At 45.3% G+C, this 26,458-nt stretch carries 29 protein-coding genes and 1 pseudogene; 23 read left to right on the top strand and 7 right to left on the bottom strand.

Features of this window, described 5'->3' with window-relative positions:
* Positions 1 to 39: 39 nt before the first annotated feature.
* Positions 40 to 867, bottom strand: coding sequence for a protein-glutamate O-methyltransferase (locus A136_RS21275; RefSeq protein WP_004736174.1), 828 nt, complete (start codon positions 865 to 867; stop codon positions 40 to 42).
* An 11-nt stretch (positions 868 to 878) separates the two neighbouring features.
* A complete protein-coding gene (locus A136_RS21280) occupies positions 879 to 1,805 on the bottom strand; it encodes a chemotaxis protein CheV (RefSeq protein ID WP_017064134.1) in 927 nt (308 codons plus the stop codon).
* Between the two features lie 77 nt (positions 1,806 to 1,882).
* Between A136_RS21280 and flgA the strand changes: the two genes are divergently transcribed.
* The 3 genes from flgA to A136_RS21295 all read left to right on the top strand — a co-directional run bounded on the left by flgA (position 1,883) and on the right by A136_RS21295 (position 3,617).
* On the top strand, positions 1,883 to 2,629 hold the full coding sequence (gene flgA, locus A136_RS21285; RefSeq protein WP_017064135.1) for a flagellar basal body P-ring formation chaperone FlgA: 747 nt from the start codon (positions 1,883 to 1,885) through the stop codon (positions 2,627 to 2,629).
* A 178-nt stretch (positions 2,630 to 2,807) separates the two neighbouring features.
* Positions 2,808 to 3,125, top strand: a complete 318-nt coding sequence (flgM, locus tag A136_RS21290) for a flagellar biosynthesis anti-sigma factor FlgM (protein ID WP_017062263.1) — start codon at positions 2,808 to 2,810, stop codon at positions 3,123 to 3,125.
* A 66-nt stretch (positions 3,126 to 3,191) separates the two neighbouring features.
* Positions 3,192 to 3,617, top strand: coding sequence for a flagella synthesis protein FlgN (locus A136_RS21295; RefSeq protein ID WP_017064136.1), 426 nt, complete (start codon positions 3,192 to 3,194; stop codon positions 3,615 to 3,617).
* 240 nt (positions 3,618 to 3,857) lie between these two features.
* Here A136_RS21295 and flgP read toward each other — a convergent pair whose 3' ends face one another.
* Entirely contained in the window at positions 3,858 to 4,289 is a 432-nt protein-coding gene (gene flgP, locus A136_RS21300; protein ID WP_016791311.1) for a flagellar assembly lipoprotein FlgP, read from the bottom strand.
* A 9-nt stretch (positions 4,290 to 4,298) separates the two neighbouring features.
* Complete coding sequence (locus A136_RS21305) at positions 4,299 to 4,934, bottom strand: FlgO family outer membrane protein (protein ID WP_017064137.1); 636 nt, start codon at positions 4,932 to 4,934, stop codon at positions 4,299 to 4,301.
* Between the two features lie 192 nt (positions 4,935 to 5,126).
* On the opposite strand from A136_RS21305, the gene A136_RS21310 reads away from it, so the two are divergent.
* Together A136_RS21310 and A136_RS21315 are read left to right on the top strand one after the other, a co-directional pair.
* Entirely contained in the window at positions 5,127 to 6,260 is a 1,134-nt protein-coding gene (locus A136_RS21310) for a flagellar assembly protein FlgT (RefSeq protein ID WP_017064138.1), read from the top strand.
* Between the two features lie 139 nt (positions 6,261 to 6,399).
* The gene (locus A136_RS21315; protein WP_017062268.1) at positions 6,400 to 6,906 is read left to right on the top strand and encodes a hypothetical protein; all 507 of its coding nucleotides are present in this window, start codon (positions 6,400 to 6,402) and stop codon (positions 6,904 to 6,906) included.
* A gap of 128 nt (positions 6,907 to 7,034) precedes the next feature.
* On the opposite strand, the gene A136_RS21320 is transcribed toward A136_RS21315, so the two are convergent.
* The 3 genes from A136_RS21320 to A136_RS21330 are packed head-to-tail and all read right to left on the bottom strand — an operon-like array spanning position 7,035 to position 9,791.
* Complete coding sequence (locus tag A136_RS21320) at positions 7,035 to 8,276, bottom strand: NAD(P)/FAD-dependent oxidoreductase (RefSeq protein ID WP_017062269.1); 1,242 nt, start codon at positions 8,274 to 8,276, stop codon at positions 7,035 to 7,037.
* A gap of 23 nt (positions 8,277 to 8,299) precedes the next feature.
* A complete protein-coding gene (locus tag A136_RS21325; protein WP_017062270.1) occupies positions 8,300 to 9,373 on the bottom strand; it encodes a methyltransferase in 1,074 nt (357 codons plus the stop codon).
* 28 nt (positions 9,374 to 9,401) lie between these two features.
* On the bottom strand, positions 9,402 to 9,791 hold the full coding sequence (locus tag A136_RS21330; RefSeq protein WP_017062271.1) for a hypothetical protein: 390 nt from the start codon (positions 9,789 to 9,791) through the stop codon (positions 9,402 to 9,404).
* Between the two features lie 72 nt (positions 9,792 to 9,863).
* Here A136_RS21330 and A136_RS21335 point away from each other — a divergent pair, with 72 nt between their 5' ends.
* The 18 genes and pseudogenes from A136_RS21335 to A136_RS21420 all read left to right on the top strand — a co-directional run.
* Positions 9,864 to 10,613 carry a beta-ketoacyl synthase chain length factor gene (locus tag A136_RS21335; RefSeq protein ID WP_170962821.1) on the top strand — a complete coding sequence of 250 codons (750 nt, stop codon included), beginning with the start codon at positions 9,864 to 9,866 and terminating at the stop codon, positions 10,611 to 10,613.
* Positions 10,610 to 11,380: a lysophospholipid acyltransferase family protein gene (locus A136_RS21340; RefSeq protein WP_017064140.1), complete on the top strand. Its 771-nt coding sequence runs from the start codon at positions 10,610 to 10,612 to the stop codon at positions 11,378 to 11,380. The genes A136_RS21335 and A136_RS21340 overlap by 4 nt, the downstream gene beginning before the upstream one ends.
* A gap of 105 nt (positions 11,381 to 11,485) precedes the next feature.
* Entirely contained in the window at positions 11,486 to 11,746 is a 261-nt protein-coding gene (locus tag A136_RS21345; protein ID WP_004736154.1) for a phosphopantetheine-binding protein, read from the top strand.
* A 10-nt stretch (positions 11,747 to 11,756) separates the two neighbouring features.
* On the top strand, positions 11,757 to 12,014 hold the full coding sequence (locus tag A136_RS21350; RefSeq protein ID WP_004739745.1) for an acyl carrier protein: 258 nt from the start codon (positions 11,757 to 11,759) through the stop codon (positions 12,012 to 12,014).
* Positions 12,014 to 12,571 carry a septation protein IspZ gene (locus A136_RS21355; protein ID WP_017062274.1) on the top strand — a complete coding sequence of 186 codons (558 nt, stop codon included), beginning with the start codon at positions 12,014 to 12,016 and terminating at the stop codon, positions 12,569 to 12,571. The genes A136_RS21350 and A136_RS21355 overlap by 1 nt, the downstream gene beginning before the upstream one ends.
* A gap of 6 nt (positions 12,572 to 12,577) precedes the next feature.
* Complete coding sequence (locus A136_RS21360) at positions 12,578 to 13,966, top strand: AMP-binding protein (RefSeq protein ID WP_017064141.1); 1,389 nt, start codon at positions 12,578 to 12,580, stop codon at positions 13,964 to 13,966.
* An 88-nt stretch (positions 13,967 to 14,054) separates the two neighbouring features.
* Positions 14,055 to 14,417, top strand: coding sequence for a 3-hydroxyacyl-ACP dehydratase (locus tag A136_RS21365; protein ID WP_017062276.1), 363 nt, complete (start codon positions 14,055 to 14,057; stop codon positions 14,415 to 14,417).
* Positions 14,410 to 16,209: a glycosyltransferase family 2 protein gene (locus tag A136_RS21370; protein WP_017064142.1), complete on the top strand. Its 1,800-nt coding sequence runs from the start codon at positions 14,410 to 14,412 to the stop codon at positions 16,207 to 16,209. Before A136_RS21365 ends, A136_RS21370 begins: the two co-directional genes overlap by 8 nt.
* Positions 16,187 to 17,734, top strand: coding sequence for an HAL/PAL/TAL family ammonia-lyase (locus tag A136_RS21375; protein ID WP_017062278.1), 1,548 nt, complete (start codon positions 16,187 to 16,189; stop codon positions 17,732 to 17,734). Before A136_RS21370 ends, A136_RS21375 begins: the two co-directional genes overlap by 23 nt.
* A gap of 39 nt (positions 17,735 to 17,773) precedes the next feature.
* A complete protein-coding gene (locus A136_RS21380; RefSeq protein ID WP_017062279.1) occupies positions 17,774 to 18,277 on the top strand; it encodes an acyl-CoA thioesterase in 504 nt (167 codons plus the stop codon).
* Entirely contained in the window at positions 18,264 to 18,944 is a 681-nt protein-coding gene (locus A136_RS21385) for a LolA family protein (RefSeq protein ID WP_017064143.1), read from the top strand. The genes A136_RS21380 and A136_RS21385 overlap by 14 nt, the downstream gene beginning before the upstream one ends.
* Positions 18,916 to 21,288 (top strand): MMPL family transporter, encoded by a 2,373-nt coding sequence (locus A136_RS21390; protein WP_017064144.1) that lies wholly within the window; start codon positions 18,916 to 18,918, stop codon positions 21,286 to 21,288. The genes A136_RS21385 and A136_RS21390 overlap by 29 nt, the downstream gene beginning before the upstream one ends.
* Positions 21,285 to 21,908, top strand: coding sequence for a DUF3261 domain-containing protein (locus tag A136_RS21395; RefSeq protein WP_029235193.1), 624 nt, complete (start codon positions 21,285 to 21,287; stop codon positions 21,906 to 21,908). Before A136_RS21390 ends, A136_RS21395 begins: the two co-directional genes overlap by 4 nt.
* A gap of 5 nt (positions 21,909 to 21,913) precedes the next feature.
* Entirely contained in the window at positions 21,914 to 23,113 is a 1,200-nt protein-coding gene (locus A136_RS21400; protein ID WP_017062283.1) for a beta-ketoacyl-[acyl-carrier-protein] synthase family protein, read from the top strand.
* The gene (locus tag A136_RS21405; RefSeq protein ID WP_017062284.1) at positions 23,106 to 23,570 is read left to right on the top strand and encodes a hotdog family protein; all 465 of its coding nucleotides are present in this window, start codon (positions 23,106 to 23,108) and stop codon (positions 23,568 to 23,570) included. Before A136_RS21400 ends, A136_RS21405 begins: the two co-directional genes overlap by 8 nt.
* Positions 23,567 to 24,292, top strand: coding sequence for a 3-ketoacyl-ACP reductase FabG2 (locus A136_RS21410; RefSeq protein WP_017062285.1), 726 nt, complete (start codon positions 23,567 to 23,569; stop codon positions 24,290 to 24,292). The genes A136_RS21405 and A136_RS21410 overlap by 4 nt, the downstream gene beginning before the upstream one ends.
* Positions 24,289 to 25,512 (top strand): beta-ketoacyl-ACP synthase, encoded by a 1,224-nt coding sequence (locus A136_RS21415; protein ID WP_017062286.1) that lies wholly within the window; start codon positions 24,289 to 24,291, stop codon positions 25,510 to 25,512. The genes A136_RS21410 and A136_RS21415 overlap by 4 nt, the downstream gene beginning before the upstream one ends.
* A gap of 128 nt (positions 25,513 to 25,640) precedes the next feature.
* Positions 25,641 to 26,458, top strand: a pseudogene (locus A136_RS21420) (ISL3 family transposase); the annotation flags it as partial.

Here is a 26,458-nt window from a genome sequence, read left to right on the forward strand (position 1 = left end):
TTTAGACGGTAACCTTACACCTAATATCGGTGCCGCTCGTTACTTTAATTTGTAGATGATGCCTGGATTACAGCGAACCATTTCAAAACGATCGGTTAAGCCTGTTAACGATTCAGACGCGCCCAATAGTAAGTACCCACCAGGGTTCAGGCTATTTGCCATCTGGTTAAGTACCTTTGACTTCATATCAGGCGAGAAGTAAATCAGCACGTTACGACAGAAAATAATGTCGAACTTGCCTAACAATGCATAGCTGTCCATCAGGTTCTGAGGGCGGAAGTTCACCATGCGCTTGACGTTATCTTTCACTTTCATACGGCCATCGCCCGCATCTTCAAAGAAAGTACGACGGCGCTCTGGAGAAAGTCCACGTCCCAATGCAAGGTTGTCGTAAGCGCCAGTGCGGCACATATCCAACATACTTGCTGAGATGTCAGTTGCGGTAATCGATACATTTGGCAGCATACCTGGCTTACGAGCTTGAGTTTCAAGAATCGTCATTGCCATTGAGTATGCTTCTTGGCCTGAAGAGCTTGCCGCAGACCAAATCTTAATAGGACGTTTATTTGCCGCTATTTCCGGTAGAAGCTTATCCGCAAGCACAGCAAACGGGTAAGTATCACGGAACCAAAGTGTCTCGTTCGTCGTCATGGCATCGACAGCAGCCACACGCAGCTCACGGTTTCGACCTGTTACTACATCTCTCAACAAATCAGACAAAGAAGCTAACTTAAACTTCGTTACTAATGGGCTTAGACGACTGCGCACTAAATACTGCTTGCTGTCACCTAATACAATGCCACATTGAGATTCTAAGAAACGGCTGAAATCGCGATACTCTTGATCACTTATTGTTATAGCAGTCATTAATGTCTCTTTTAGTTAGTTAACGCAGCTTTTACAGCTGCACCAAGCTCATCTGGGTTGAATTTAGCGATGAAGGAGTTAGCTCCAACACGCTCAACCATGGCTTGGTTAAATACACCACTCAACGATGAGTGTAAAATTACGTATAAATCTTTAAGTTCGGCGTGACGACGAATCTCAGCAGTCAGCGTGTATCCATCCATTTCTGGCATTTCGATATCAGAAATCACCAATGAAATCTGATCGTAAATACTGCCTTCTGATGACATCTGTATCAGCTTCTCGTAGGCTTCTTTACCATCCTTCACCGAGATAACTTCAAAACCAATCGACTCAATAGCACGTTGAACCTGCTTACGAGCAACGGTCGAGTCATCAGCAATCAAGATGCGGCGAACCAGTTCTTTCTCTTGTTCTACTTTCGCAATATCTTCAGCAATCTTGCTGTCCATTGTTTCATCAACAGGAGAAATTTCTGCAAGGATCTTCTCAACATCAAGAATTTCTACCAATTCATTATCAATGTTGGTTACCGCTGTCAGGTAGTTAGCTCTACCTGCGCCATCTGGCGGCGGAAGAATCGATTCCCAGTGCATGTTAATAATGCGCTCAACTGAACTTACCAAGAAACCTTGAATGGTTCGGTTAAACTCAGAGATAACCACAAAACACTTTTCAACATCCGTTGTAGGACGGCCACCAATCGCTAAGCTCAAGTCGATCACAGAGATCGTTTGGCCACGAATGTGTGCTACACCTTTAACCAGTGGGTTCAAGTTTGGCATCTTTGTCAGCTTAGGGCATTGCAGCACTTCTTTTACTTTAAAGACATTAATGCCGTAACGCTGACGCCCCATTAGGCGAAAGGTTAGTAATTCTAATCGGTTTTGACCGACGAGTTGCGTACGCTGATTCACCGAATCAAGAATACCCGTCATGAGCTCATCTCCATATCAAACTTTTTTGTATAAAAAGTGTTAGTCTACTGCAGGCTACGAACCACCAGAGAAACGGAATGACGTATTATAAAACAAATTTGCCACCTCTTTCCATAGCAATGTGTAGAGCTACTTTTAAAACTGTCGCTAAGTTTATCGGCATTTTATCAATATTGTTTAGTTTTTTTGTACAAGCTGCGACCCCAGAACAAATTGAGATGATTCAGTCTGCAGCGGAGCAACATATCCTTGATACAGTTGAGCAGCCACAAGGTGGCGAACTCTTTGTTAATTCAGCAAATGTTGACTCAAGAATCAAAGCGACAGACTGCCCAGTGCCTTTAGAGACCAGCGCTTCAACGACCACCAATACCCGCAGCAGTATTACGGTTTTAGTGCAATGTGTTCCTGATGAGTGGCGAGTTTATGTACCGGTGCGCCTTTCGATGTCGGTGCCTCTTGTCACCACCACTCGCTCACTCGCGAGAGGCGAAATCGTCGGTCAATACGATGTCACCACCGCTATGATTTCTCTTAACAAGTTTCGTCGCCAAGGTTTCACAGCTCCACATCAGGTCATCGGCGCTAAGGTAAAAAAGAACCTAAGACCGGGCGATGTTGTAGAAAGAGGTGATATCTGTGTCGTGTGCCGAAACGAGAAGGTTATCATACAGGCAGTAAAAGGTGGCATGACCATTACCACCAAAGGAACTGCGCTTACCGATGGCTCTATGGGTGATCAAGTAAGAGTGAAAAATGATAAATCACAGCGTATAATTGAAGGGATTGTTACCAGCATGTCTGAAGTCACGGTTTACTTTTAACTCTTTACTTCTAAATTGACGGTATCGTTAGCGATTTCACCCTCAACTCTAACGCCAAATATAACGGCTGCGGTGTTTTGTCCCTTTTCGACTATTGAGCTAAAAATTGCTAAAGTATTCGAACCCTTGGTCGATATTGACTGTACAGGTTCCCATTTTTGAAGAAAAAGGCTTAACTATGGCAGGCATTGATAATATTCGTTCAGGGCAAACCCTAACGACCACTAACCGATCAGCAGTACGCTCTGATTCTAGTTCTGAGGCATCACGCTCTGATGTATCAACTAAATCACCAGCAAGCAAAGATGCGGTTTCACTGAGCCAACAAGGCAAAGCGATTGGTCAGCTCCACCAAGATATGGCAGCACAGCCAAGCTTTGATTCTGTGAAAGTAGCAGCGATCAAAGAAGCAATTGCGAATGGTTCATACACTGTCGATCCAGAGAAACTGGCTGACAACATGATCAAGTTCGAAGATGAATTAAAAGGCCTTTAAGAAAACACTAACTTTTCATTGAAGTTATTGTCTTAAAGTACACGAGGTTATGAATAGGTTTACGTTATGGCGGCACTAGCAGATTTAGTTAATTTTCAACTTCAAAATGCCAAAGCCTTATCTGAATTACTAAGTTCAGAGAAAACCGCTATTACGAGCCGACAATCAAACGATATTGAGCGAATCGCCAAAGAAAAAGTGGTCCTAGTTGAACAACTAAGATCAACCGATCAGCGAATCGCAGCCCATACCAATATCTCAGAACTGACCGAGAACCCTGAACTTGCTCAGTTAGTCACTAAGATCCAGTCCATAGTGCACGATTGCCAGCAAGCGAACCTTGTGAATGGCGAAGCCTTAAATCGAGCGCACCTTAGCTTCAAAAAACTCAGCAATATGATGCAACAAAGTCACGGAAAAATTGGCATGACCTACAATGCCGGTGGTCAAACGCATACTATCTCTACGCTGGGAACCAACGTAAAAGCCTAGTTAAGTTAACTCTTCAACAACACTCCTACTTAAGTCTGTATCTCAGGCTATTTTTGTCGTTGTTCTTTATCAAAATTTCTAATCAGCCTTTGAACACCCTGACAAAATCGATAAACAAAAAAGCGGCAAGTATTTTCATACTTGCCGCTTTTACATCCATATTAGTTATTGGTTGCCGATATGCCATCTGGAAAGCGAGTAGCAACCAATATCACTGAATATTCAATTCGAACACCGAAATTAGAACAGTGTTTGTTGTCTCTTCTCAGGTACTGCCTGAACTTCACCGTAGTTACGTAGCTGATCCATCTTGCGAATATCCAACTGAAGCTCTGTTACGTAGCTATCACCCACAGGGTAACTGCGCACCACTTCTGCGCCACGGATAACACCATCAACCGCACCTGACGTACGCTCTGTACCAAGCCGTTGATCTTCAAGTTCTGCTCGACCGCTTACTCGCATGCCGTAAACCTGTTCAGCAAGCTCACGATAAGCATCGATCTTAGAGGCTCTCATCGCGCGGATACGTCTCTCTTCGTCGTTACGACCTTTCTGCTCACTGATACTCGCATAGCCAACAGCCACTAAGAAATCATCAGGTCTCATGCTCTGCAATGGCTGACAGCCAACAAGCAATAAAGCGGCAACAACAAACATTAACTTCTTCATCTCGAACTCCTAAGGGCGAAGAATAACAGTATAAGGCTGACTGATCGTTGGATCGGAACGAATGATCACGCCATCTTGAGTTCGAATACTGTTGAGAGTATCTAGGTCACGGCCAATACGGTCTGCAGGTAAGAAGCCTTGTGCCGTCGCCACTACAATTCGAGTTTGCATGCCAACAACGCGAGCATTTACTAGTACACCGCCTTCTTGGCGAAGCATGGTGCCTGTCAGTACGTACTGTACGTCTTGTTCTTGAGCTAAGTCTTTCCAATCGCGGCTTAACGCAAAGTCACCTTGATGAGTCACTTGAATAGAACCTGTTGTTTTGAAATCAACAACCTTGAAGCCACGACGCTGAAACTGATGAATGAAACCTTCTGATACCGAGTTTCCTAGCCAGTTCGTTGTGTCCATGTGTTGCAGGTCAACAAACGACGTAATCGCTATCGGAGTTCTTGCTGAGATACTCGTATTCGAAATGATCAGATCTTCGGTCATACTTTCCACGAAGAAATCCATGGTATGACGAGGGCTATCCATCAACATAAACTGACTGCCTGAATATTCAGACTTGCCGTTATAGATTGGCGAATAAGCGCATGAGGTCAACAACATGACACTCATTACTACGAGCCATTTTTTCATTCTCTTATCTCCAGATAGGTTTAGTGCTCCCTGTTCCAATATGTTCTCACCATTATTCTTTTCAATGGATTACAATGTTGGAACAGTCTTTGCTTTTCATTAATGGTTCAGATTAAGAAAAACGCACTTAAGTCAGCTTCAAGCTTATAGTTATTTGTTAAGCAATATTTATACCCAACTGGTAACGAATAGATGAAAAAAATAATTTCTTACTTATTTTCAATAAGTTCACTGATAACCATAAGCTTCAGTGCTCATGCCTCTTGGTATGAAGTTACCGGTACCGCAGCCATCGTATCCTCAGAGGAAACGGCAAGGGTTCATGCTCTGGAAGACGCGGTATATAAAGCGATCCAGTTCTCAGGTGCTGATATTGGTAGTATCTCCAACCTCACGCCGTACCTCGACGCAAACAAGAAAGAGTTTCAATTTACCAATCATGAAGTGCGCTACATCTTGGTAGAGAAAGAGAAAAAACGCAGTGGCAATATAATGATCACCGCAAGGATCGATATCTATCCTTCGGCAAATGCTTGCCATGAGAGCCAATACAAGAAGACATTTTTAGTCGGCAACATTGATGTGACCTCCCCTCAGCAAGCTGTAATGGGCAGAATCTATAACATTGGTGATGATTTTGGCCATGTCGTGGACCGACAGCTGGCGCAAGAGTCTCGCAGCTTTGTTTCCGTTGGCACGACCAATTACGATATCGACAAGCGTCGACCAGAGGTGATCAAGATGATCGCCCAAGACACTGGCGCGCAGTACATCATTGGTGGCGACATTACCGATTTAACCGCGACCATCGAATCCAAGCTTTTGAAAGACGACATCATCAATCGTCAGTTTGCGTTAGAGATGCAAGTCTTCGATGGTAAAACAGGACATCAGGTTTACAACCGTAGCTATCGTGAAGTGGCAAAGTGGCCATTTGCTAAGACCAGTGAAGTGGACACCCGCAGTGCTCGTTTCTGGGCATCAACCTACGGCAGTATGATGCTGCGTGTTAGCCGCAATATTATGTTGGACTTGGAATCTGAAGTGTCATGTAAGATCACGCTTCCAGAGGTGGCAGCGGTATTTGGTAACACGGTGACCATTGATTTAGGTCGAATGCATGGCGTACAACAAGGTGACAAGTTGCAACTGTGGCACACAGGTTCGTTTATCGACCAACGCGGTTTGCCACGCAACAAGGTTTCTCAAAGCGACATCACCCTAACGGTTTCTCGCGTTTACGAAAACGAAGCGGAACTCACGATTGATCAGCCAAGCCTTGCGGGAAGCATTCAAATTGGTGATGTGATGCAGAAAATCATGTAGTTAGCGACACTCTCGTCTCAGAGTTTCTAATAAAGCCTTAGCAAAGATGCTAAGGCTTTATTTTTTTCATGGGTATTAGTTTCGGTTTTGCAGTATTTGGCGTAATCTTATTAATAACATAATCATCACTTAGCAAACTATGAGTCAGAATAATCTAATTGGTGCTACCGGTTACCGCTTTATCTCGAAAGGTAAAACCGCTTTTAAGATCCACATCCATACTCCCGAAGATACGGTGCTGCATCGATCGGTCGGTTTTGTTCGTATGGGTGAAGACAAAGCACTAAAGAAAACCATTAAATTAAGAGATGAACTGGGCAGACAGCTTTGGGGTAAATTTTGGCCCAAAGTCCTCAAAGAGCCCTACCTGATGACGCGCCTGCCTCATAGTCTAGAACCCAAAATTGTATTCAAACCAAATCCAACTCAGAGTGATCCTGAACACCGCGACGAATGCTACATCGCTAAGTGGCGCGTCTTCTCTGAGAATGGTGACTACAAGTACAAAACCAAGGTATGTTCAATCAGAAAGCACGGCCGACTTGCCGCTTATAGCCAAACCAAACGTGCGCTGCTTGATGCTCACAAAGACGTAATTGATCTACTTATATTTATGGGACGATTGAACAGCATCGACTTAAAATAGGCTTAAATCCGATTAAGCTGACCACCCATATTTTTCAGATACAAAAACAGCCGCACATTGCGGCTGTTTTTAATTTATGACGATCCATCGTGACAATTTAGAGTATTGCTACATACAAAATCGATTACCTAGTTTCGGCATATCTCAGCCAGTGTCGCCAATCGGCGCTTAGACTCTTTCACATAAGGGTTGGCTTGATCCCATGCGTAACCCGCCAGAATTGAGCACACCATCTGCTTAATCTTTGGATTTGGATCTTGATAGAAAATCACATCCTGCAAAGTACCTGAGTACCACCCCTCAACATACGTTCTAAAGGTGTTTACACCAACCATCAAAGGAGCGGCATAATCGCGTTCCCAATCTACCTTCTCACCGTTAAGTTGCTTTTCAACACACTCAACCGCAAACTGTGCCGACTTCATCGCAATCGTCACGCCTGACGAGAACACCGGGTCAAGGAACTCGCCGGCATTGCCAAGCAACGCGTACTTATCCGTCGCCAAATGTTTTACATTGGCAGAATAGCCACCAATTTCACCCGCAGGGTTTGGATACTCGGCGCTTGCCAGTATCTCAGCCAAGCCCGGCTCTTCCGCTGCCAGCTGTTTAATTGCAGCAATCTTGTCTTCTGGATAGGACTCAAAGAACTTAGGCTCTCCTACGACACCAAACGAAGAGACACCGTTACTAAACGGGATCAACCAATACCAAACATCAGGGTTGGTTGGATGCACAGAGATAAGAATTTTATTTCGGTCATATTCAAGATCGGTATCCACCTCTGCAATATGATCGTTAATGTGCGTAAAAATAGCTTTGCGTGGAGGGAGCGATGACGGCTCTGCCAAGTTAAGCATTTTTGGTAGCACTCGACCAAAACCACTGCCATCCAGAACGTATTGCGCTTCTATCTGATAACGCTCTCCACCCAGCACTTGTACATCTAAAATGGTGCTGTCGTCGGTGAAATTAATGCCCATTAACTCATGTTGGTAATCAATGCAGACACCCTGCGCCTCAGCCGTATCTGCCAAAACCTTATCAAAGGCACCTCGCTGAACCTGAAACGTAGTTCCAGGGCCAGAAGAGAACTTGTCTTCAAAATTAAACGCCGTATAAACGCCATTTTTGCGAAAGGCAGCGCCATCTTTGTATTGGAAGTTAGCGTTGATCACTGCGTCAGTCATCCCAGCCTGTTCAATCACTTCCATACAAGCTGGTAATAGGCTTTCACCAATAGAAAAGCGAGGGAATACGCTCTTTTCAATCACTCGAACATCGATGCCTTTTTTATGAAGTAAAGACGCAGCAATAGACCCTGATGGCCCAGCTCCGATGATCACCACTTGAGTTGATAGTTTTTTCATTATTTAAGCCATGTTTGTTATTTTTATTGCGCGCCAGCTTTCAATTCTAGAAGCGTGTGACCAAGACCGATATCGTCGGTACGCGTTACCACTTCAAAGCCCGCTTCTTCAACAATCTCTAAGAAATCTTCACTGCGGTAAAAACGACTGTTGCCATTGGCCAAGCAGGTAAAGTAGAGAGACGTCGCGTTTAAGCTATAAGAAGCCGCATCGTATTTCTGTGAATCCCAAAACAGTTCAAGGATATAGACAGTCGCATCTTCTGACATATGAGAGCGAACGCGCTTTAATATGCTCAGAATCTCCATTGGCGAGAAACAATCAAGGAACTGACTCATCCACCAAACATCCGCGCCCGTTGGCAGAGTTTGCTGTTTATCGAGCATATTCGCTGGGAATGGCGTGACTCGCTCTTGATGACCATGCTTTGCCGCGTTTGCCATTGCCATTTCTAGCTGCTGTGGCAAATCAACAATCGTCACCTCAACGTCCGCATCATGGTTGCAGCATTGCATCGCCCACTTACCCGTGTTGCCGCCGATATCCACCAGCGACTTAGGTTTCTTGCTGAAGACTTTTTCAAGTAACACAGGGAACGAGCGATCCGAATAGAAGTGATCAAACTTGAACCAACTCTCTTTTGCTTTTTCTGGCAATTGAGACAAGCCTTGGTAAATGGTTTCCCAATCACCCAACTCTTTCAAGCCTGCAGGTGTGCCTTCTTCAATCGCTTCTGTTAGATGCATCATCGCGGCATAACAAACATCGGCTGTGAAATCCATGTTTGCGTTAGTCATACCATCATGCAGAAGGTAGAAACCAAGGTTAGCCATTTTGTAGTTAGGCTTTTCCCAAGTCACAATATGAGCACTTAACGCCATATCGAGCAGGACTTTCACGCCGTACTCAGAGACACCGGTCGATTCAGAGATAGACTCTGCTGGTAAACCCTCGTTGCCCGCGTCATCTAACGCTTTCAAAATGCCTAAATCACGAAGTGTACGAGCAGTATGAAAAACAATCGGAGCGAAAGACAATTTCTGCGCTTCTGTTTTTGCTTCTAATGCGTTGAATGGATCTAATTTATATTCCGACACGAAAAACCTAACTTTAAATAATAGAGAGTTACTCAGCTGCCATTTGCGCAAGCTTACGTTTAATATCAACGTTTAAGTTATTAACCCAACGGTTGTAATTACGGTGTATTTCACCATCGTCGTACTTCAAATTCTCTGATTCAACGTAAAGAATAGAGTAAAACTTATCACTATAAGGAATTTCAACCACAGCGTGGTGCGAACGAACATACAATTCAGCGCGGATCAAACCAGGCTTTATTTCTGAAACCAACCAGCCTCGATTTTCAGCAGATTCAGAAATAGCTGATTTAACCTGTTTACTTTGAAGATTCAGTGCAACTGGAGTATCCTCAACATTCATTACAGGTTGGACGCGTCCACATCCTGCAAGAACGAATATGAATAACATTGAAACTGCTATTTTTAGTAATTTCATTTAAATTCCTTATCTGTGTTTATTTATAAGCGCGCATAGTATTTAGTTAGACTCAAAGCAAATCAATACTCTATGTCAAATCAATCCCAATTAATGTCGTTTAATATTGAGAAATGGTCTGCAAATTCGGCTGGTCTCAATTCTGTTGCCCAATGGCAAGCGTGGAGCACTAATTTAGATTGGCCACAAGATGGCTCAACTGAATTTAAAGCGATCCCACCGATGATGCGCCGCCGAATGAGCCTACAAAGTAAATTGGCCGTTCAAACTGCATTGACACTCTTAAAAGACAACTCGATTGATTATCTGGTTTTTGCCAGTCGACATGGTGAACTGCACCGAACCGCAACCTTGATCCAGTCGATATTGGAAGGTGATGATGCCTCGCCAATGGCGTTTTCACAGTCCGTGCATAATACAGCTGCAGGGTTAACTACCATCGCAGCGAAAGCACCAATCCCTCTGACCTCTATTGCGGCCGGCCAAGATACTTTCCACAACGCTCTGATCGAAGCTTATCTTTACCTACATCAGTACCCGTCACATCGTGTACTCGTCATTGACTTCGACCAGCCTTTGCCTGAGCTTTACCAAGAATACGAAACACAAGACTATACGGATTATGCTCTGGGCTTAGTGCTCAGCGTTGGCAGTGAATATTCTATTACTAGAACAGTAGAAGCCAACCAAGCACCTTCCGTGTTACCACAAGGGCTACAAACGCTCCAACATATCTTATTGGGCGCAAATAAGTGGGCTATTGCTGGCAAGCACCAAACTTGGTCTTGGGTAAATAACACCGAGACAGGTCCACAATCATGAGCAAAATCGACCAATATTGGCGAGTATTCGCGACTGGGCTGTGCTTTACCATCTTTGGTCTAGGTGGCTTAGTATTAAGCTTCTTAATCTTACCCACTATCGCGCTAACGACTTCCAACACCATTAAAAGAGAGCTTAAAGCACAGCGATTGATTCGTTTCTCATTCAACGCCTTTTGCCAAATCATGAAGTTCACCGGAGCAATCGATTACCGAATTGATGGTGCAGAACTACTGCGTAACGACCGTAACTGCATTATCGTCGCCAACCACCCAAGTTTGATTGACTATGTGCTGATCGCCTCTCAACTTCCTCAATGTGATTGCCTCGTCAAAGCGGCCATTTGGGAAAACCCTTTTATGAAAAGGATTGTCAAAGCGGCAGGTTATATACCGAACCAAGCCCCTGACGATCTTTTAGAGCGCTGTGAAGAACGCTTCTCACGTGGCAATGTCATGCTGATTTTTCCCGAAGGAACTCGCACAACGCCAGGAATTGAACCATCCTTACAGCGTGGGGCGGCACAAATCGCGACTCGAACACAAACCGATTTACGCGTGATTCATATTACGGTTTCTCCGACATTCTTAACGAAAGAGAAAAAATGGTATCAAGTTCCTGCGTCGAAGCCCTTTTTTCATGTCGCGGTGAAAGGTAAAATAGAAGTCGAACCATTTATTGAAGGCTCAAATAATTTAACTTCGGCAGCAAGGCGCCTTAATCATCATCTTGCACAAACAATTTTCCCTTCCGAAGAAAACATTTAGCGTATCAATAACATAACAGGCGATATCGGCATTTCGAAAATACCTCATATAATGTAGAATCGCCCCCTTAAAGCAGCATTCAGATAAAGCATTAAGTAGGCCAAAGTGGAAACATTACACAACGAACTGAAACAACTGATCATCGACGCATTGAACCTTGAAGACATGAGCATTGATGAGATTGAAACGGAAGCTCCACTATTTGGTGATGGACTTGGACTAGACTCTATCGATGCCCTTGAGCTTGGCCTTGCTATCAAGAAAAAGTACAACATTGTTATCGATGCAGATGATTCAAACACTCGACAGCACTTTGCGTCAGTTGAAAATCTAGCGAACTACATCTCTTCTCAAACGAATAACTAGACAGATCTTTATGACACAAGCTAACCAACAAGAAGTATACAACCAGGTTAAAGATGCGCTTATTGAGCTGTTCGAGCTTGACGCTGAAGATATCACCCCTGAAGCTCATCTCTATCTTGATCTAGACCTAGACAGCATTGATGCCGTTGATTTGGTCGTTCACCTACAGAACGTCACAGGTAAGAAGATCAAACCTGAAGAGTTCAAAGCAGTGCGCACCGTTAATGACGTTGTCGAATCTGTGGTTGAACTATTGAAGGACGCCTAATGCGTCCTCTGCTGACTTTACTGTCGGCAATTATACTTTTCACTTATCCAATAGCGGTTTACTTTGGACTCAACAAGTTTGGCTTACAAACCGTTGGTATTGCCTTAGCCGCTATCTTTGCTGTACGCATTTTCACCGGCGGTCAGGCTAAAATCAAAGAGCTAAAACACCTAGCTTGGATCAGTGGAAGTGCCGGTATTGTTCTGCTGGCTTTAGGCTTAGCCTTTAAGCAACACGGCTGGCTAACCTATTATCCCGTTATCGTTAATGTTTGTATGCTGGTTGTATTCGCTTCGAGCCTATGGCAACCACAAACGATTATCGAACGTCTTGCTCGCCTTCAAGAGCCTGAACTTCCGCAAAGTGGCGTTGATTACACACGAAAAGTCACCAAAGTGTGGTGCTTGTTCTTTGTTATCAATGGCTCTATTGCCCTTTACACCTGCTTCCAACCGCTAGAAGTATGGACCCTATACAATGGCTTACTCAGCTATCTGTTTGCAGGGTTACTCTTTGCAGGAGAGTGGGTAGTAAGACAGCGCATTCGTCAGAGTTAAATTGTTATGACCCAAACCGTATCTTACACCTCGTTGTCTGAGCTTCTTAGCCAGGACAGAGCCCCTGAATCTATTGTCTGCTTTGACGACAATAGCGAGATTACGTGGCAAACATTTAACGACGACTTATCTCAACTCGTACAATTTTTGTCTTTATCCCCTTTTCAACGAATCGCGATTTGTACCCAAGACAGCTACCTATTTGCGGTGGCCTTTTTGGCATGTACAGCAGCCAACAAACACATCATCTTACCGGGCAACTACCAGCCATGTGCGCTTGCTGAGTTAAGTAAGCAGTTTGATTGCCTGCTAGTTGATAACTCGATTGGCGAAGTTGAGGTGAATGACGTTCGTAATATCCAAACCTTATTGGATTCAAACACTGAAGCACAAAAACCTCTAACCGAGAATCTTACGACCATTGATTTGGCAACAGTCCCATTAACTCTGTTCACTTCAGGTTCAAGTGGCACGCCAAAAGCGATAGATAAAACGTTAGAGCACCTCGATATTGAGACCGCTCAGTTACACAAGAACTGGGGTGAGTTACTCAAGGGAAACCAAATCCAAAGCACAGTTTCTCATCAACATATCTATGGTTTGCTGTTTAGAATCTTATGGCCACTATGCTCTGGTGTTCCATTTGCTCGACACAACCTTGAATACCCAGAACAGATCTTATCTCACGCAAATCAAAACTGTGTACTGATCAGCAGCCCAGCGCTACTTAAACGATTAAAGCATGAGACCAACAAGGTACAACTTGCAGGAATCTTCTCTTCGGGTGGTCCATTGCCTACCGAGTCGGCTCACCAGTCACGAGATCTGCTTGGTCATTTACCGATTGAAGTCTTTGGTAGCACAGAAACCGGTGGCATCGCATTTCGTCAGCAAGAGAGCGCTCAAACGCCTTGGCAGCTTTTTGCCTGTATTGAGGCTAGTCTCAACAGTGAGAGTTGCATTAAGTTATTGTCGCCGTACATCGATAAGAATAACTGGTATCAAACCTCTGATGAGTGCGAGATGGTCTCGGAGAATCAATTCATATTGAAGGGCCGAACGGACCGAGTGATCAAGATAGAAGAAAAGCGAGTATCACTGGTTGAAGTGGAAAAGCGACTGGAGCAACTGCCTTGGATAAGTGAGTGCGTGGTTATTCCATTTGAGGAGCCTGAGCGATTAATATTAGCCTCTGTTTTGGTATTATCAGATGAAGGCCAAGCCGCTCTATCGACCATGAGCAAAGGTAAATTCTGGTTGATGCTGCGTACAGAACTCAGAAAGTGGTTAGAGCCAATCGCAATCCCGAGAAAATACCGTGTTGTCGATGAGATCCCCCTCAACAGCCAAGGTAAGCGATTAACATCTCACATAGAACAGCTAATAAAATCATAGAAACCGCTGATCGTATTTTACACTGAGATTATCTTTTTATATTTTTGTCAAAGAACCAATATTTGCCCAAGGATTCTAAGCACGCCCTATGGATAAAAGAAAACCAAACATCATTGCTGTAGACACGGTAGAAAATGAATCGACCCTGACACTTCATGTTAGCGGAGATATCACCGACTTTAATGGGCACTTCAAGAGCTTCCCTATTCTACCTGGCGTCACGCAAATTGATTGGGCACTTCACTACGCAGTCCAAGAGTTAGGCGTTCCTGGTTTCTTTAAAGGAATGGAAGTCATTAAGTTCCAAGAGCCTATCCTGCCTGACGCTACAATCCAGCTATCACTCAAATGGGATGCTGACAAAGACAAGCTGAGCTTTAGTTACACATCAAACAACGGTGAACAGACCCACTCTTCAGGCAAAATGAAGCTGGGAGAAAAAAGTGAATAGCGCTCCCGTCGAGGCTACTTCTCAACACCACACAAAAGAAAGCAGCTACAAGGCTTGCTTCCTTATCCCGTGCTTTAACCATGGCGCAACCATGCCGGCTGTGGTGTCGTCACTTCATCATTTTGAGTTACCGATCATCATCGTTGACGATGGCAGTGAACTCACAACAAAACAGTTTCTGTCTCCCCTAGCAGAGAATTCAAACGTAACCTTGGTGACGCTTGAACAGAACCAAGGTAAAGGCGGCGCAGTAAAAGCCGGAATCAAAAAAGCGCAGCAACTAGGCTTTAGCCACGCTATTCAGATAGATGCTGATGGGCAACACGACCTGGAAGCCTTGCCAACATTGATTGAGGCCTCACAAGCTAAGCCACAACGTCTGATATCAGGCCAGCCTATCTACGACGACAGCGTACCCAAAGCAAGGCTCTATGGGCGCTACGCGACACATATCTGGGTATGGATAGAAACCCTTTCTTTATCAATTAAAGACAGCATGTGTGGCTTTAGAGCGTATCCTATCAACCAAACTCAAACTGTGTTGAATAAGTACGATGTTGGTTCGAGAATGGACTTCGATATCGAGATTTTGGTTCGCCTGTATTGGGAAGGTTGCGACATAGACTTCGTTGAAACGCGCGTTATCTATCCTGAGAACGGCACCTCTCATTTCGATGCGTTGTGGGATAACGTCAAAATCAGTTGGATGCATACACGTCTATTCTTCAGCATGCTGCCAAGAGCACCAAAACTGATTGCTCGCCATTTCAAATCCGATTCAGCTGATAATAACCCAAATTTATCGACTGATTCAGAGCCGCAAGCTTCTGAACAACCACACTGGTCCCGCACTCAAGAACGCGGCACAGTATTAGGCATTAAGCTGTTATTAGCCATTTATACCTTGTTAGGTCGCGGTGTGTTCAACCTCATTCTGCGTGGTGTGATGCGTTACTACCACTTGACGGGCCAGCGTGCGCGAAACGCTTCCGAACAATATCTATTCCAATTAAAAGCCTATGCGGAACAGCAAAATATTGAGCTCCCCGGAGAACTAACCAGTTACAACCATCTGCTTTCATTTGGCCATACGATGCTCGACAAGCTCGCGGCATGGAAAGGTGATTTCTCGGCAGATAACCTGACTATTCATGGCCAAGACCAGTTCGAGAGCATGGTGGCAAATAAGCAAGGTGTGCTAATCCTTGGATCTCACCTTGGCAATATTGAGCTGTGCCGAGCTTTAGGTCGCAGACACTCGAACATCAAAATCAACGCCCTGGTTTTTACAGAACACGCCGAACGTTTTAATTCCGTGATGAAAGCGGTTAACCCGCAGTCTGATTTAAATCTGATTCAGGTGACATCGATGGGGCCTGATACCGCTATCTTGTTACAACAGAAACTAGAGCAAGGCGAATGGATCGTGATTGTTGGCGATCGAACTTCCACCAGCAAAGAGAGCCGCTCAGTATGGGCTGAGTTCTTAGGTAAGGAAGCTCCATTCCCTCAAGGTCCATTTATGTTAGCCTCGGTTCTCAAAGCACCCGTATTTTTGCTGTTTGGGTTACGTGACGACTCACAATCTAAGCCGCATTTTAATGTCTATTTCGAGCATTTTAGCAACAAGATCGAGCTACCAAGAAAGACTCGCGAACAATCTTTACAGCAAGTCGTGCAAAAATACGCAAATCGACTTCAGCACTACACACTGCAAGCACCGCTTCAGTGGTACAACTTTTTTAATTTTTGGACATTGAGCAAGCACCATGACGAAAAAGAATCCAAATAGCATCACCTTTGGTGCCGAGCGCCTCACGATTGAGGATGTTGTCGCAATCTCACAAGGCGCAAAAGCCTCGATGAACACAAGTGAAGCATTCACATCTAAGATCGACCGTGGTGTCGCTTTCTTAGAACGCCTATTGAAAGAAGAAGGTGTGATTTACGGTGTAACGACGGGTTACGGTGACTCATGTACGGTTGCGATTCCGCCAAACCTAGTTGACGAGCTACCACTGCATTTAACACGTTTTCACGGCTGTGGTTTAGGTGAAATATTGTCTCACGAACAAGCTCGTGCAGTCCTTGCAACTCGTCTTTGTTCGTTATCACAAGGTGTCTCTGGTGTGACTCACGATCTACTCAACCAGATCGTTACCCTAATCAACCAAGACATCTCACCGCGCATTCCTCAAGAAGGTTCTGTTGGTGCCAGTGGCGACTTAACACCTCTGTCTTACTTAGCCGCAGCACTGATTGGTGAGCGTGATGTAATCTACAAAGGTGAAGTGCGCCCAACCAGTGACGTCTACAAAGAGTTAGGAATTAGCCCTATCAAACTTAAGCCAAAAGAAGGCTTGGCGTTGATGAATGGTACGTCTGTAATGACGGCATTAGCTTGTATCGCTTACAAGCGTGCGGAATATCTAGCTCAGCTATCAACTAAGATCACCGCTATGGTATCAGTCGGTATGCACGGCAATGACTTCCATTTCGATGAAGCGCTGTTTGCAGTCAAACCTCATCCTGGTCAACAACAAGTTGCTGCATGGCTGCGTGATGATCTGCAAGCGGATCGCCCGCCACGTAACAGTGATCGCCTCCAAGATCGTTACTCTCTGCGCTGTGCTCCACATGTTATCGGCGTGGTTCAAGACTCTCTGCCTTGGCTACGCCAAATGATCGAGAACGAGCTAAACAGTGCCAACGACAACCCAATTATCGATGGTGATAATGAGCGCGTACTGCACGGTGGACACTTCTACGGTGGACACATTGCAATGGCGATGGATACGTTAAAAACTGCAGTTGCGAACCTTGCTGATCTGCTTGACCGTCAAATGGCTCAGCTGATGGACTACAAGTTCAACAACGGTTTGCCATTCAACCTAACGGGTGCTGAAGGCGAACGTAAGCCAATCAACCACGGCTTTAAAGCAGTACAGATTGGCGTTTCAGCTTGGACAGCAGAAGCATTGAAACACACCATGCCAGCAAGCGTATTCTCTCGCTCAACTGAGTGTCACAACCAAGATAAAGTGAGTATGGGCACCATCGCAGCTCGTGACTGTTTACGCGTTCTAGAGCTAACCGAACAAGTGGCAGCAGCGTCACTACTGGCGGGGACACAAGCACTCGAACTTCGTAAGCGCCACAATGAGCTTGATGAGCACCACATGAGTGAGAACCTCAAGCACATTCGCGACGAAGTGCTTAAGGAGTTTGAATTTATCGTAGAAGATCGACCACTTGAAGGCGATCTACGCCACTTCATTGCTCGTATTCAAAGTCAGCACTGGTCACTTTACTCATAAAGTAGCCAACCCTTTACGCAATATTGTTGAGAGCGATTTATGTCTGAAATCCTTCACCCATTACAATCTGAGGTGACGCTTATCACCTCATTCCAAGATGCCGACCCAATGGGCGTGATCTATCACGGCAACTACTTCCGATTCTTTGAAGAAGTTAGGCGCATCATGATGGATAAGATTGAGTACAACTACCATGAGATGAAGGATTCTGGCTACATGTGGCCTATCATCGATACCCGCGTGAAATACATTAAGGCGATACCGTTTAATCACAAGATTAAGGTAACGGCGAAACTCACCGAGTGGGAAAATCGCCTGCGCGTCGATTATGAAATTCATGATGCTCTAACCGGTGCTCGAATGACACGTGCTCACACCATGCAGGTTGCCGTCACCATCGAAGAACAAGAGATGTGCTTTGCCTCACCCAAAGTGTTTACTGACAAAGTCGAACACTGGCACCAATTTGGTTGCTTACCTCTAGCAACTGAACATCAAACACAAACCTCTAACCCACAGCAGGTGAACCATGAATCTGTTTAAACGCAGTCGCAAATACATCAATATCGCGCTAATTGGACTTACTGCGATGATGGCAAGCGGCCTTGTAAGCGCCAAAGAAAACTCTGCTGCTGTCAATTCTATTTCAGAGCTGCAGACGGTGCTCAGCGAAAATAGTATTGTGCGTGGTGAGTTCACTCAAACACGCAATATGGAGATGTTCGCCCAGCCTTTAACGTCACAAGGTACATTTCTGTTAGACAAATCAAGTGGCTTACTCTGGACACAAACCACTCCGTTTCCCGTGAACTTAGTGCTCACCGATAACAAACTGAGCCAAAGGTTTGCCGATCAACCCGCAAAAATCATCACCGACAAAGAAAATCCAATGGCGTTTTATTTCAGCCATATCTTCTTGTCAGTGTTTCATGGGGACACGCAAAAACTTCAGGAACAGTTCGCACTCAATTTTGAGCCCGCAACTAACACCAGCTCTGATGAAAATGTACAAGCATGGACACTGACTCTAAAGCCCAAAAATGCACCGATGAATGCGGTGTTTGAGGCTATCACGCTGCAAGGCAACAGCGATATTGAACGTATTGAGTTGAAAGAGATTCGTGGAGATAGCACAGTGATCGAATTCAGTCAGTTAAGCCATCTACCGGAAGTATTATCAGATGCTGAAGCGAAACAATTCCAACTCTAGTCTTGCCCTTGTTTGGCTTGTTGTTGTAATGCTGTTTAGCGGGTTGTTGACCAAACAATTCGCTTTTTCTTCGTCGGTACCGATTGAAAGCAACATTCTAAAGTTACTGCCCGAAAACCAGCAAGACCCAATGGTAGAGCAAGCCTTTCAGCAGATATCCAGCTCGATGAGCGAGCAAGTGGTATTTATCATAAGCGCTCCCGATATCGAACAAACCATGGTTGCGACCGACGCTTTTGAAAAAGCTCTCAACCAAAGAACTTTTTCAAGTCAGCCAACTCTGTTTAAGCAAGTTCAAGGTAAAATCAACGCCAGCACTCAAAGCCAGTGGAGCGATTTCTATTTTCGTCACCGATCTCAACTGCTGACCCAACAACAAAAAGAGACGCTGACACACTCGCCTGATTCGCGAGCTCAATATGTCATTCAGTCTCTGTACAATCCATTCTCAGGCGTCACTGCAGCAGAGTTATCTCTCGACCCATTCTTGTTATTTCGCGACTACATCAGTGCTATTGGCGTCCAATCAAGTAACTTTGTTCTGAAAGAGGGCTATCTCACGGCCCAGTCGAATGAGCAAACTCATATTTTAGTCACGGCTACTCTGGCGGACTCACCTTATAGCTTGGCGATTCAAGAACAACTTCCAGATCTTGATTCAATTGAGCGCGAGGTCGAAAAACAATTTGGCGTCAAGGTGCAGCATACTGGTGTGGTGTTCTACGCCAATTACGGTACCGAAAGCGCGAAATCAGAAATCAGTACCATTGGTTTGGGCTCATTGGCAGGCGTTATTTTATTGGTGTGGCTGACATTTCGTAGTGCGCTACCACTTGCCTTATCTTTACTCTCAATCAGTACAGGATTATTGGTTGCACTGGCAAGCACTGTCGCTATCTTTGGTAAGGTGCATCTATTCAGCTTGGTGTTTGGCGCTAGCTTGATTGGCGTATCCATCGATTACTCTTTTCACTATCTCACTGACCGTTTGGCCGCAGGAAGCCACTGGCAGAGCGATAAAGGCCTAAAGCATATTTTCATTGCCATCACTCTAGGTTTAATCACCAGCTTAATCGGATACTTAGGGCTACTGGTTGCGCCATTCCCAGGCTTGCAGCAACTGGCTCTGTTTTCGTCGATTGGACTGATCGCAGCTTACGCCAGTGTGGTGTGCTGGTACCCCGTTTTAGCGGTAAAACCAGGCCAAGAGCGCCCTCTTCCCCTGTCGAAACTTTGGCATACTTGGTTAAGCCTTTGGAGCAACCAAAAATTTAGAATTGGCTTACCGTTAACAGTGACTGTCGTTAGCTTGATGTCACTCAGTCAAATTCGTTACGACGACGATATTCGCCAGCTTCAGGCTATGCCCGAACAACTCAAACAACAAGAGCAAGCCATTACTGAGATATCAGGGTTAGGCAGTGGTCAAAATATGCTTTTGGTCACAGCTCAGAGCGACCAAAAGCTACTCAAAAAATTGACAGAAATCACCACAAGCTTAGATTCGCTGGTCAATAGCCAAGGTATCTCCGGGTATCGCAGCATCAATCAACACTTGTTAAGTAAACAAGAACAGCATGATAACTATCAGTTGGTTGAACAACTCTATAGTCAACAAAGCCATATATTACAAAGCTCTCTCGGTTGGTCTACGTTTCCAGAACTACCAAAATTCGAACCAATCACGGTATCTGGATTTTTGGAGTCTCCAGTCTCAGAGCCTGTTCGACCACTTTGGTTAAAACCTATCGACGGGCAAGCAGCGTCGGTCATTTTGATAAAAGACGTCACTGAAGCTGAGCTGTTCTCACAGTGGTTGGAGTCAGATTTTGCTCAGAAGCAAGGTGTGAAACACCTCAATAAAGCGGATGAAATCTCCTCTCTTTTTGCTGAGTACCGCGTCAAGATTACCGAGCTGTTATTGATAGCATTGGCAGCTATTGGCATGCTGTTAGGCTGGCGCTATGGTGTGAAGCAAAGCCTGTTAATGCTGTTGCCTTCATTGATTGCAGGCGTAGCAGGTTTGGCGGTCACGGGCATTTTAGGCTCGACACTGAACCTATTTAACCTGCTTGGTTTGATTCTGATTTTAGGGATTGGCATAGACTACACCCTGTTCTTTGCTGAGCAAAAGAAATCGCTGAGCACCTTATTAGCGATCACCTTGTCAGGTCTCACAACACTACTTTCATTCGGCTTACTGTCGCTGAGCCAGACTCATGCTATTCATAGCTTCGGGGTGACGGTTCTGACAGGGATCTTTGTCGCTTGGCTGCTTTCTCCACTCGCGATCAACAGTAGTAAAAACGTAGAAGGACCAATTACTCGAGAGGCTTTTAGATGATCCAGACATTAAAGGTAACCTTCGCCATACTAGTGGGCATTCTAATGAGTGCCTGCTCGATGGTTTCTCAGCAGCCAAGTGGTGCGAGCGTGTCTATCGATCAAGACACCGATCTAGCACTACCACTGCCAGCTGAACTGGGATACTCATTAACAGCCAGTCAGTTGATTAGCGCTACGTGGGAAAATGATACACAGCAGCTTCCGGTTCAAGTCGAAGTCACACCAGGTAAAGTGGTTTTGGCGGGGTTCTCCTCTTGGGGTACTCGCATTCTATCGCTGCAATACCAGAATCAAGTAATTGATACGCAGGTTTTGTCTGGGCTTGGCGCAACTTTGCCACAACCTGAACAGGTGCTATTTAATTTAATGCTTACCTTATGGCCGGCTGAAGCATGGGCTCAGCCTTTACAAAGCATAGGTTGGCACCTAGTCGATACCGACAAAACAAGAACCGTATTTGATGAAAACCAACAGGCAATCATTCAAATTGATTACCAAACAGATCCTGGTACACACAAAACGGCAGGCGACATTGTTTTCAAACATTTGACCCTGGGCTACAACATCACCATACAAACGTTGAACTCAACGATTGTCGACAATCCAAGTAAGAGTTGAACACTATGCCTATTTACATCCAAGACTGTGGTTTCCACTCAGCGCTAGGCTCAGAGATTGCCGATATTCATGGCTGTCTAAAAGACGAGCGTGAATCAAATATGGTCGAAGTGCACGATATGCTGAACGATGGTAAACACACTGTCGTTGGTCAGATCGCGGGTGAACTACCACCGATTCCTTCAGATCTTACGCAATACGCCACTCGCAACAATCAACTGGCGCTGTCGGCTCTTCACCAAATTGAAGATTCTATCGAGCAAGCCAAATCTCAGTTTGGCGCAGATAGAATTGCTGTTGTTATTGGCACCAGCACATCTGGGATCTCCGATGGTGAAGCAGTCTTCAAACAAAAATTGGCAAACGGCGAGTTTCCAGCAGATTACCATTACTCAAAACAAGAGCTTGGTGATACCTCAGAGTTCGTTAGCCAGTATTGCGCATTAACGGGGCCAAACTACGTCATATCTACGGCTTGCTCATCCAGTGGCCGCGTATTTCTGACCGCCCAGCGCTTATTAGATTCAGGTATGGCTGATGCCGTGTTAGTGGGTGGTGTGGATACATTGTGTAAGCTGACACTCAATGGTTTCCACGGTCTTGAAGCACTCTCAACAACACATTGTAAGCCATTTAGTGCAACCCGAGAAGGTATCAACATAGGAGAAGCAGCGGCATTTATGTTGCTCAGCAAAACAAAGTTAGCCGGTGTTAATGCAGCACAAGACACGTCAAACATTGCCTTATTGGGCTGTGGGGACAGCTCTGATGCACACCACATTTCAGCGCCACACCCTGAAGGCAATGGTGCTGAACAAGCAATGAAAAAAGCGTTACATTCTGCACAGTTAAACGCAGAAGACATTGGTTATATCAATGCACATGGTACAGCAACGCCACTCAATGACTCGATGGAAAGTAAAGCCATTCATCGTATTTTTGCAAACAAGGTTCCCGTCAGTTCTACCAAACCGCTGACCGGGCATACTCTAGGCGCAGCAAGTGCGATTGAGGCTGCAATTGCGTGGCATATTTTGAAATATGACTTACCGCTTCCCTTACAAAAATGTCAGGATAAAGCTGAAGATATTGAGATTGATTTGGTAAACTGTTCACAGAAACTTAAAGCAAAGAACATCTTAAGCAACTCGTTTGCTTTTGGTGGCAACAACATTAGCCTGATTTTTGGTGTAGTAAATGACTGATATCCCTTCTGTAGACCAACTTCTCCCTCACGATGATCCGATGATATTAATCGATCGTGCTATCAGCGTAGAGGCGTTGTCGATCCACTGTCAGGTCGATATTGGTGACCATAATCTGTTCTTTGACGCCGAATCTCAAACGGTACCAGCATATGTTGGAATCGAGTTTATGGCGCAGTCTGTAGCGGCATGGTCTGGATATCACGCACTTAAAAACGGCACCACGCCCCCAATCGGATTCTTACTCGGCTCTCGTCGCTATAAATCACTGTGTGATGAGTTTACTCAAGGTCAGACCCTTGATATCTACGCCGAACAGATGATGGAAGACAGCGGTATGGCTGTGTTTACCGCAAGAGTCGAAGACCGAGGTGAGTTAGTGGCTCAATGCCAACTCAACGTCTACGTGCCGACCGAACAAAAATTACAAGAAATGAAAACTAGGAGCCCATCATGAGCCGTCAGGTTTTAGTCACTGGTGCCAGTAAAGGTATTGGTAAAGCGATCGCTATTCAACTCGCGAAAGACGGGTTTGAAATCGCCGTTCATTACATGGGTGACAAGCAAGGTGCTGAAGAGACGCTAAAGTCGATCACCGAACTGGGTGGCGCTGGACGTCTTATTCAATTTGATATCAGCAAACGAAGCGAGTGTCGCGAAAAGCTTGAGTCTGATATCGCTGAACATGGTGCTTACTATGGTGTAGTGAACAACGCGGGCATTACTCGTGACACTGCATTCCCCGCGATGACGGAAGAAGAGTGGGATGGTGTGATCCATACCAACCTAGATAGCTTCTACAACGTACTTCACCCTTGTGTAATGCCTATGGTTCAAAAGCGTAAAGGTGGCCGTATCGTCACTCTAGCGTCGGTATCCGGCATTATGGGTAACCGTGGTCAAACTAACTATGCTGCAGCAAAAGCGGGGGTGATTGGCGCAACTAAGTCTCTTGCTCTAGAACTCGCAAAACGCAAGATCACGGTAAACTGTGTCGCTCCTGGCTTAATTGACACAGGTATGGTTGACGAGCACGTGAAAGATCATGCACTTCCTCAAGTACCACTGCGCCGTATGGGTGAGCCGGAAGAAGTAGCCGGCCTAGTCAGCTACCTAATGTCTGATATTGCAGGCTACGTAACTCGCCAAGTGATTTCAGTAAATGGAGGCTTAGTATGACCCGCCGCGTTGTTGTAACTGGAATGTCTGGTGTTACTGCTTTTGGTAACGACTGGCAACAGATAGAGCCTAAGCTAAAGGCCTGTGAAAATGCGACTCAATATATGCCAAGCTTCGAGCAATATGATGGTCTCAACACAAAACTTGCCGCGCCTATTGATGACTTCCAACTGCCTAAACACTACAAGCGTAAGCAAGTGCGTGGCATGGGCCGTGTATCACGCCTAGCTACCGTTGCGACTGAGAATGCATTGGAGCAAGCCGGCTTAATTGGTCACGATGTATTGACCAATGGCGAAACTGGTATCGCTTACGGCTCTTCAACTGGCAGTACCGATGCGGTTGGTGCTTTCGGAGTAATGCTGAACGAGAAGTCGACACGAGCAATCACAGCAACCACTTACGTTCAAATGATGCCACACACAGCCGCGGTAAACGTAGGTCTGTTCTTTGGTCTGCGTGGCCGCGTGATTCCCACCAGCAGCGCCTGTACTTCAGGAAGCCAAGCCATTGGTTACGCCTATGAAGCGATCAAGCATGGTTACCAAACCGTAATGGTTGCCGGTGGTGGTGAAGAGTTATGCCCAACTGAGTCTGCCGTTTTCGATACCCTTTTCGCTACCAGTTTAAAAAACGACACACCCAAGAAATCCCCTAGCCCATACGACAGCGAGCGTGATGGCTTGGTTATCGGCGAAGGCGCTGGAACCCTGATCCTTGAAGAGTACGAACATGCTGTTGCTCGTGGCGCAAAGATCTACGCAGAAATCATAGGTTTTGCGAGCAACTGTGATGCGGCTCATGTGACTCAACCTCAGATGGAAACCATGCAAATCTGTATGGAGAAAGCATTGAGAGACGCACAACTTCCAGCTGAGAAGATTGGCTATGTTTCTGCGCACGGTACTGCGACTGAAAAAGGTGATATTGCAGAGAGTAACGCGACAGCGAATATCTTTGGTGAAGTACCAATCAGCTCTCTTAAGAGTTACTTTGGCCATACGCTTGGTGCATGTGGTGCAATTGAAGCGTGGCTCAGCCTAGAGATGATGCATAGCGGTTGGTTCAGCCCAACCCTAAACCTTAAGAATGTCGATGAACAGTGCGGCAAGCTCGATTACATCACGGGCTCAGGTCGCGAATTGGATGTTGAATACTTGATGAGCAACAACTTTGCTTTTGGTGGAATCAACACCTCTATCATCTTCAAGAAAGTCTAAGCTTAGCTACATAAAACGCTAAGTAAATAAAAAGGTTCATCGCGCATTAGCGGGAACTAAAAACAAAAACGGTAGTAAGTGACATGGTTTAGTCGCCAAACAAAAATCATACACAAACTACCGTTTTCATGCCGAATCATACTTTCCTATCTTCATTCTGGGAAGGCTTTCAAATAGTAAAGTCTCACCAGACAGCATCACTTATTACCCTGACTCTTAAACCTAACTCTGAGGCTAAGTGCCTTTGTGGTCTCGAGGCCGAGGCTATTCATGAGTATCAATGGCGTCATGTAAAAGAGGCCATGTTGCTCGGTGTTCCTGTTGAACTTTCCGTTCAAACACGAAGAATCAAGTGTCGTGACTGCGGCATAAAAACAGAGTCTCTATCTTGGTTAGAGCCTTATGCTCGTATAACGAAGCGCTTAAAAAGTTATATAGAACAACTGCTGCCTCTTCTTCCCATTAAGCATATCTCCCAGTTAACAAGCGTACATTGGCACACCATTAAAGAGATAGATAAACGCCGACTTCGACAAGTTGTACCGTCAGTGAAATGGGAAGAGCTAAGGCAGCTCGTCATGGACGAGTTCGCTATCTTTAAAGGGCATAGGTATGCCACGGTCATTGTTGACGCTAAGATTCATCAAGTCATTTGGATAGGGTTAGGCCGTAGCCGCAAGGACATACGACCGTTCTTCGAGCTGTTAGGCAAGCATGGCAATAATATCGAAGCGGTCGCGATGGACATGAATACGGCTTTTGACCTTGAAGTTCAAGCGCATTGCCCGAACGCAAAAATCGTTTACGACTTATTCCATGTTGTCGCTAAGTTCGGTCGTGAGGTCATGGATAGAGTCAGAGTCGACCAAGCCAACAAGCTCAAGCAAGATAAAAAGCGAGGCAATGGGTCAAGCGCTCACGCTGGGTGTTGTTGAAAAATAGAGGC

Source organism: Vibrio crassostreae 9ZC13, assembly GCF_000272045.2.
GTDB classification, from domain to species: domain Bacteria; phylum Pseudomonadota; class Gammaproteobacteria; order Enterobacterales; family Vibrionaceae; genus Vibrio; species Vibrio crassostreae_C.

Coding starts and splice junctions, on each gene's coding strand:
- A136_RS21315 (WP_017062268.1), top strand. CDS start 6,400: ATGAGTCAGAATAATCTAATTGGTGCTACCGGTTACCGCTTTATCTCG.
- A136_RS21320 (WP_017062269.1), bottom strand. CDS start 8,276: ATGAAAAAACTATCAACTCAAGTGGTGATCATCGGAGCTGGGCCATCA.
- flgA (WP_017064135.1), top strand. CDS start 1,883: ATGACGTATTATAAAACAAATTTGCCACCTCTTTCCATAGCAATGTGT.
- A136_RS21330 (WP_017062271.1), bottom strand. CDS start 9,791: ATGAAATTACTAAAAATAGCAGTTTCAATGTTATTCATATTCGTTCTT.
- A136_RS21375 (WP_017062278.1), top strand. CDS start 16,187: ATGACGAAAAAGAATCCAAATAGCATCACCTTTGGTGCCGAGCGCCTC.
- flgM (WP_017062263.1), top strand. CDS start 2,808: ATGGCAGGCATTGATAATATTCGTTCAGGGCAAACCCTAACGACCACT.
- A136_RS21280 (WP_017064134.1), bottom strand. CDS start 1,805: ATGACGGGTATTCTTGATTCGGTGAATCAGCGTACGCAACTCGTCGGT.
- A136_RS21355 (WP_017062274.1), top strand. CDS start 12,014: ATGCGTCCTCTGCTGACTTTACTGTCGGCAATTATACTTTTCACTTAT.
- A136_RS21400 (WP_017062283.1), top strand. CDS start 21,914: ATGCCTATTTACATCCAAGACTGTGGTTTCCACTCAGCGCTAGGCTCA.
- A136_RS21415 (WP_017062286.1), top strand. CDS start 24,289: ATGACCCGCCGCGTTGTTGTAACTGGAATGTCTGGTGTTACTGCTTTT.
- A136_RS21395 (WP_029235193.1), top strand. CDS start 21,285: ATGATCCAGACATTAAAGGTAACCTTCGCCATACTAGTGGGCATTCTA.
- A136_RS21305 (WP_017064137.1), bottom strand. CDS start 4,934: ATGAAAAAATGGCTCGTAGTAATGAGTGTCATGTTGTTGACCTCATGC.
- A136_RS21340 (WP_017064140.1), top strand. CDS start 10,610: ATGAGCAAAATCGACCAATATTGGCGAGTATTCGCGACTGGGCTGTGC.
- A136_RS21310 (WP_017064138.1), top strand. CDS start 5,127: ATGAAAAAAATAATTTCTTACTTATTTTCAATAAGTTCACTGATAACC.
- A136_RS21350 (WP_004739745.1), top strand. CDS start 11,757: ATGACACAAGCTAACCAACAAGAAGTATACAACCAGGTTAAAGATGCG.
- A136_RS21275 (WP_004736174.1), bottom strand. CDS start 867: ATGACTGCTATAACAATAAGTGATCAAGAGTATCGCGATTTCAGCCGT.
- A136_RS21335 (WP_170962821.1), top strand. CDS start 9,864: ATGTCAAATCAATCCCAATTAATGTCGTTTAATATTGAGAAATGGTCT.
- flgP (WP_016791311.1), bottom strand. CDS start 4,289: ATGAAGAAGTTAATGTTTGTTGTTGCCGCTTTATTGCTTGTTGGCTGT.
- A136_RS21360 (WP_017064141.1), top strand. CDS start 12,578: ATGACCCAAACCGTATCTTACACCTCGTTGTCTGAGCTTCTTAGCCAG.
- A136_RS21410 (WP_017062285.1), top strand. CDS start 23,567: ATGAGCCGTCAGGTTTTAGTCACTGGTGCCAGTAAAGGTATTGGTAAA.
- A136_RS21405 (WP_017062284.1), top strand. CDS start 23,106: ATGACTGATATCCCTTCTGTAGACCAACTTCTCCCTCACGATGATCCG.
- A136_RS21390 (WP_017064144.1), top strand. CDS start 18,916: ATGCTGAAGCGAAACAATTCCAACTCTAGTCTTGCCCTTGTTTGGCTT.
- A136_RS21385 (WP_017064143.1), top strand. CDS start 18,264: ATGAATCTGTTTAAACGCAGTCGCAAATACATCAATATCGCGCTAATT.
- A136_RS21380 (WP_017062279.1), top strand. CDS start 17,774: ATGTCTGAAATCCTTCACCCATTACAATCTGAGGTGACGCTTATCACC.
- A136_RS21365 (WP_017062276.1), top strand. CDS start 14,055: ATGGATAAAAGAAAACCAAACATCATTGCTGTAGACACGGTAGAAAAT.
- A136_RS21295 (WP_017064136.1), top strand. CDS start 3,192: ATGGCGGCACTAGCAGATTTAGTTAATTTTCAACTTCAAAATGCCAAA.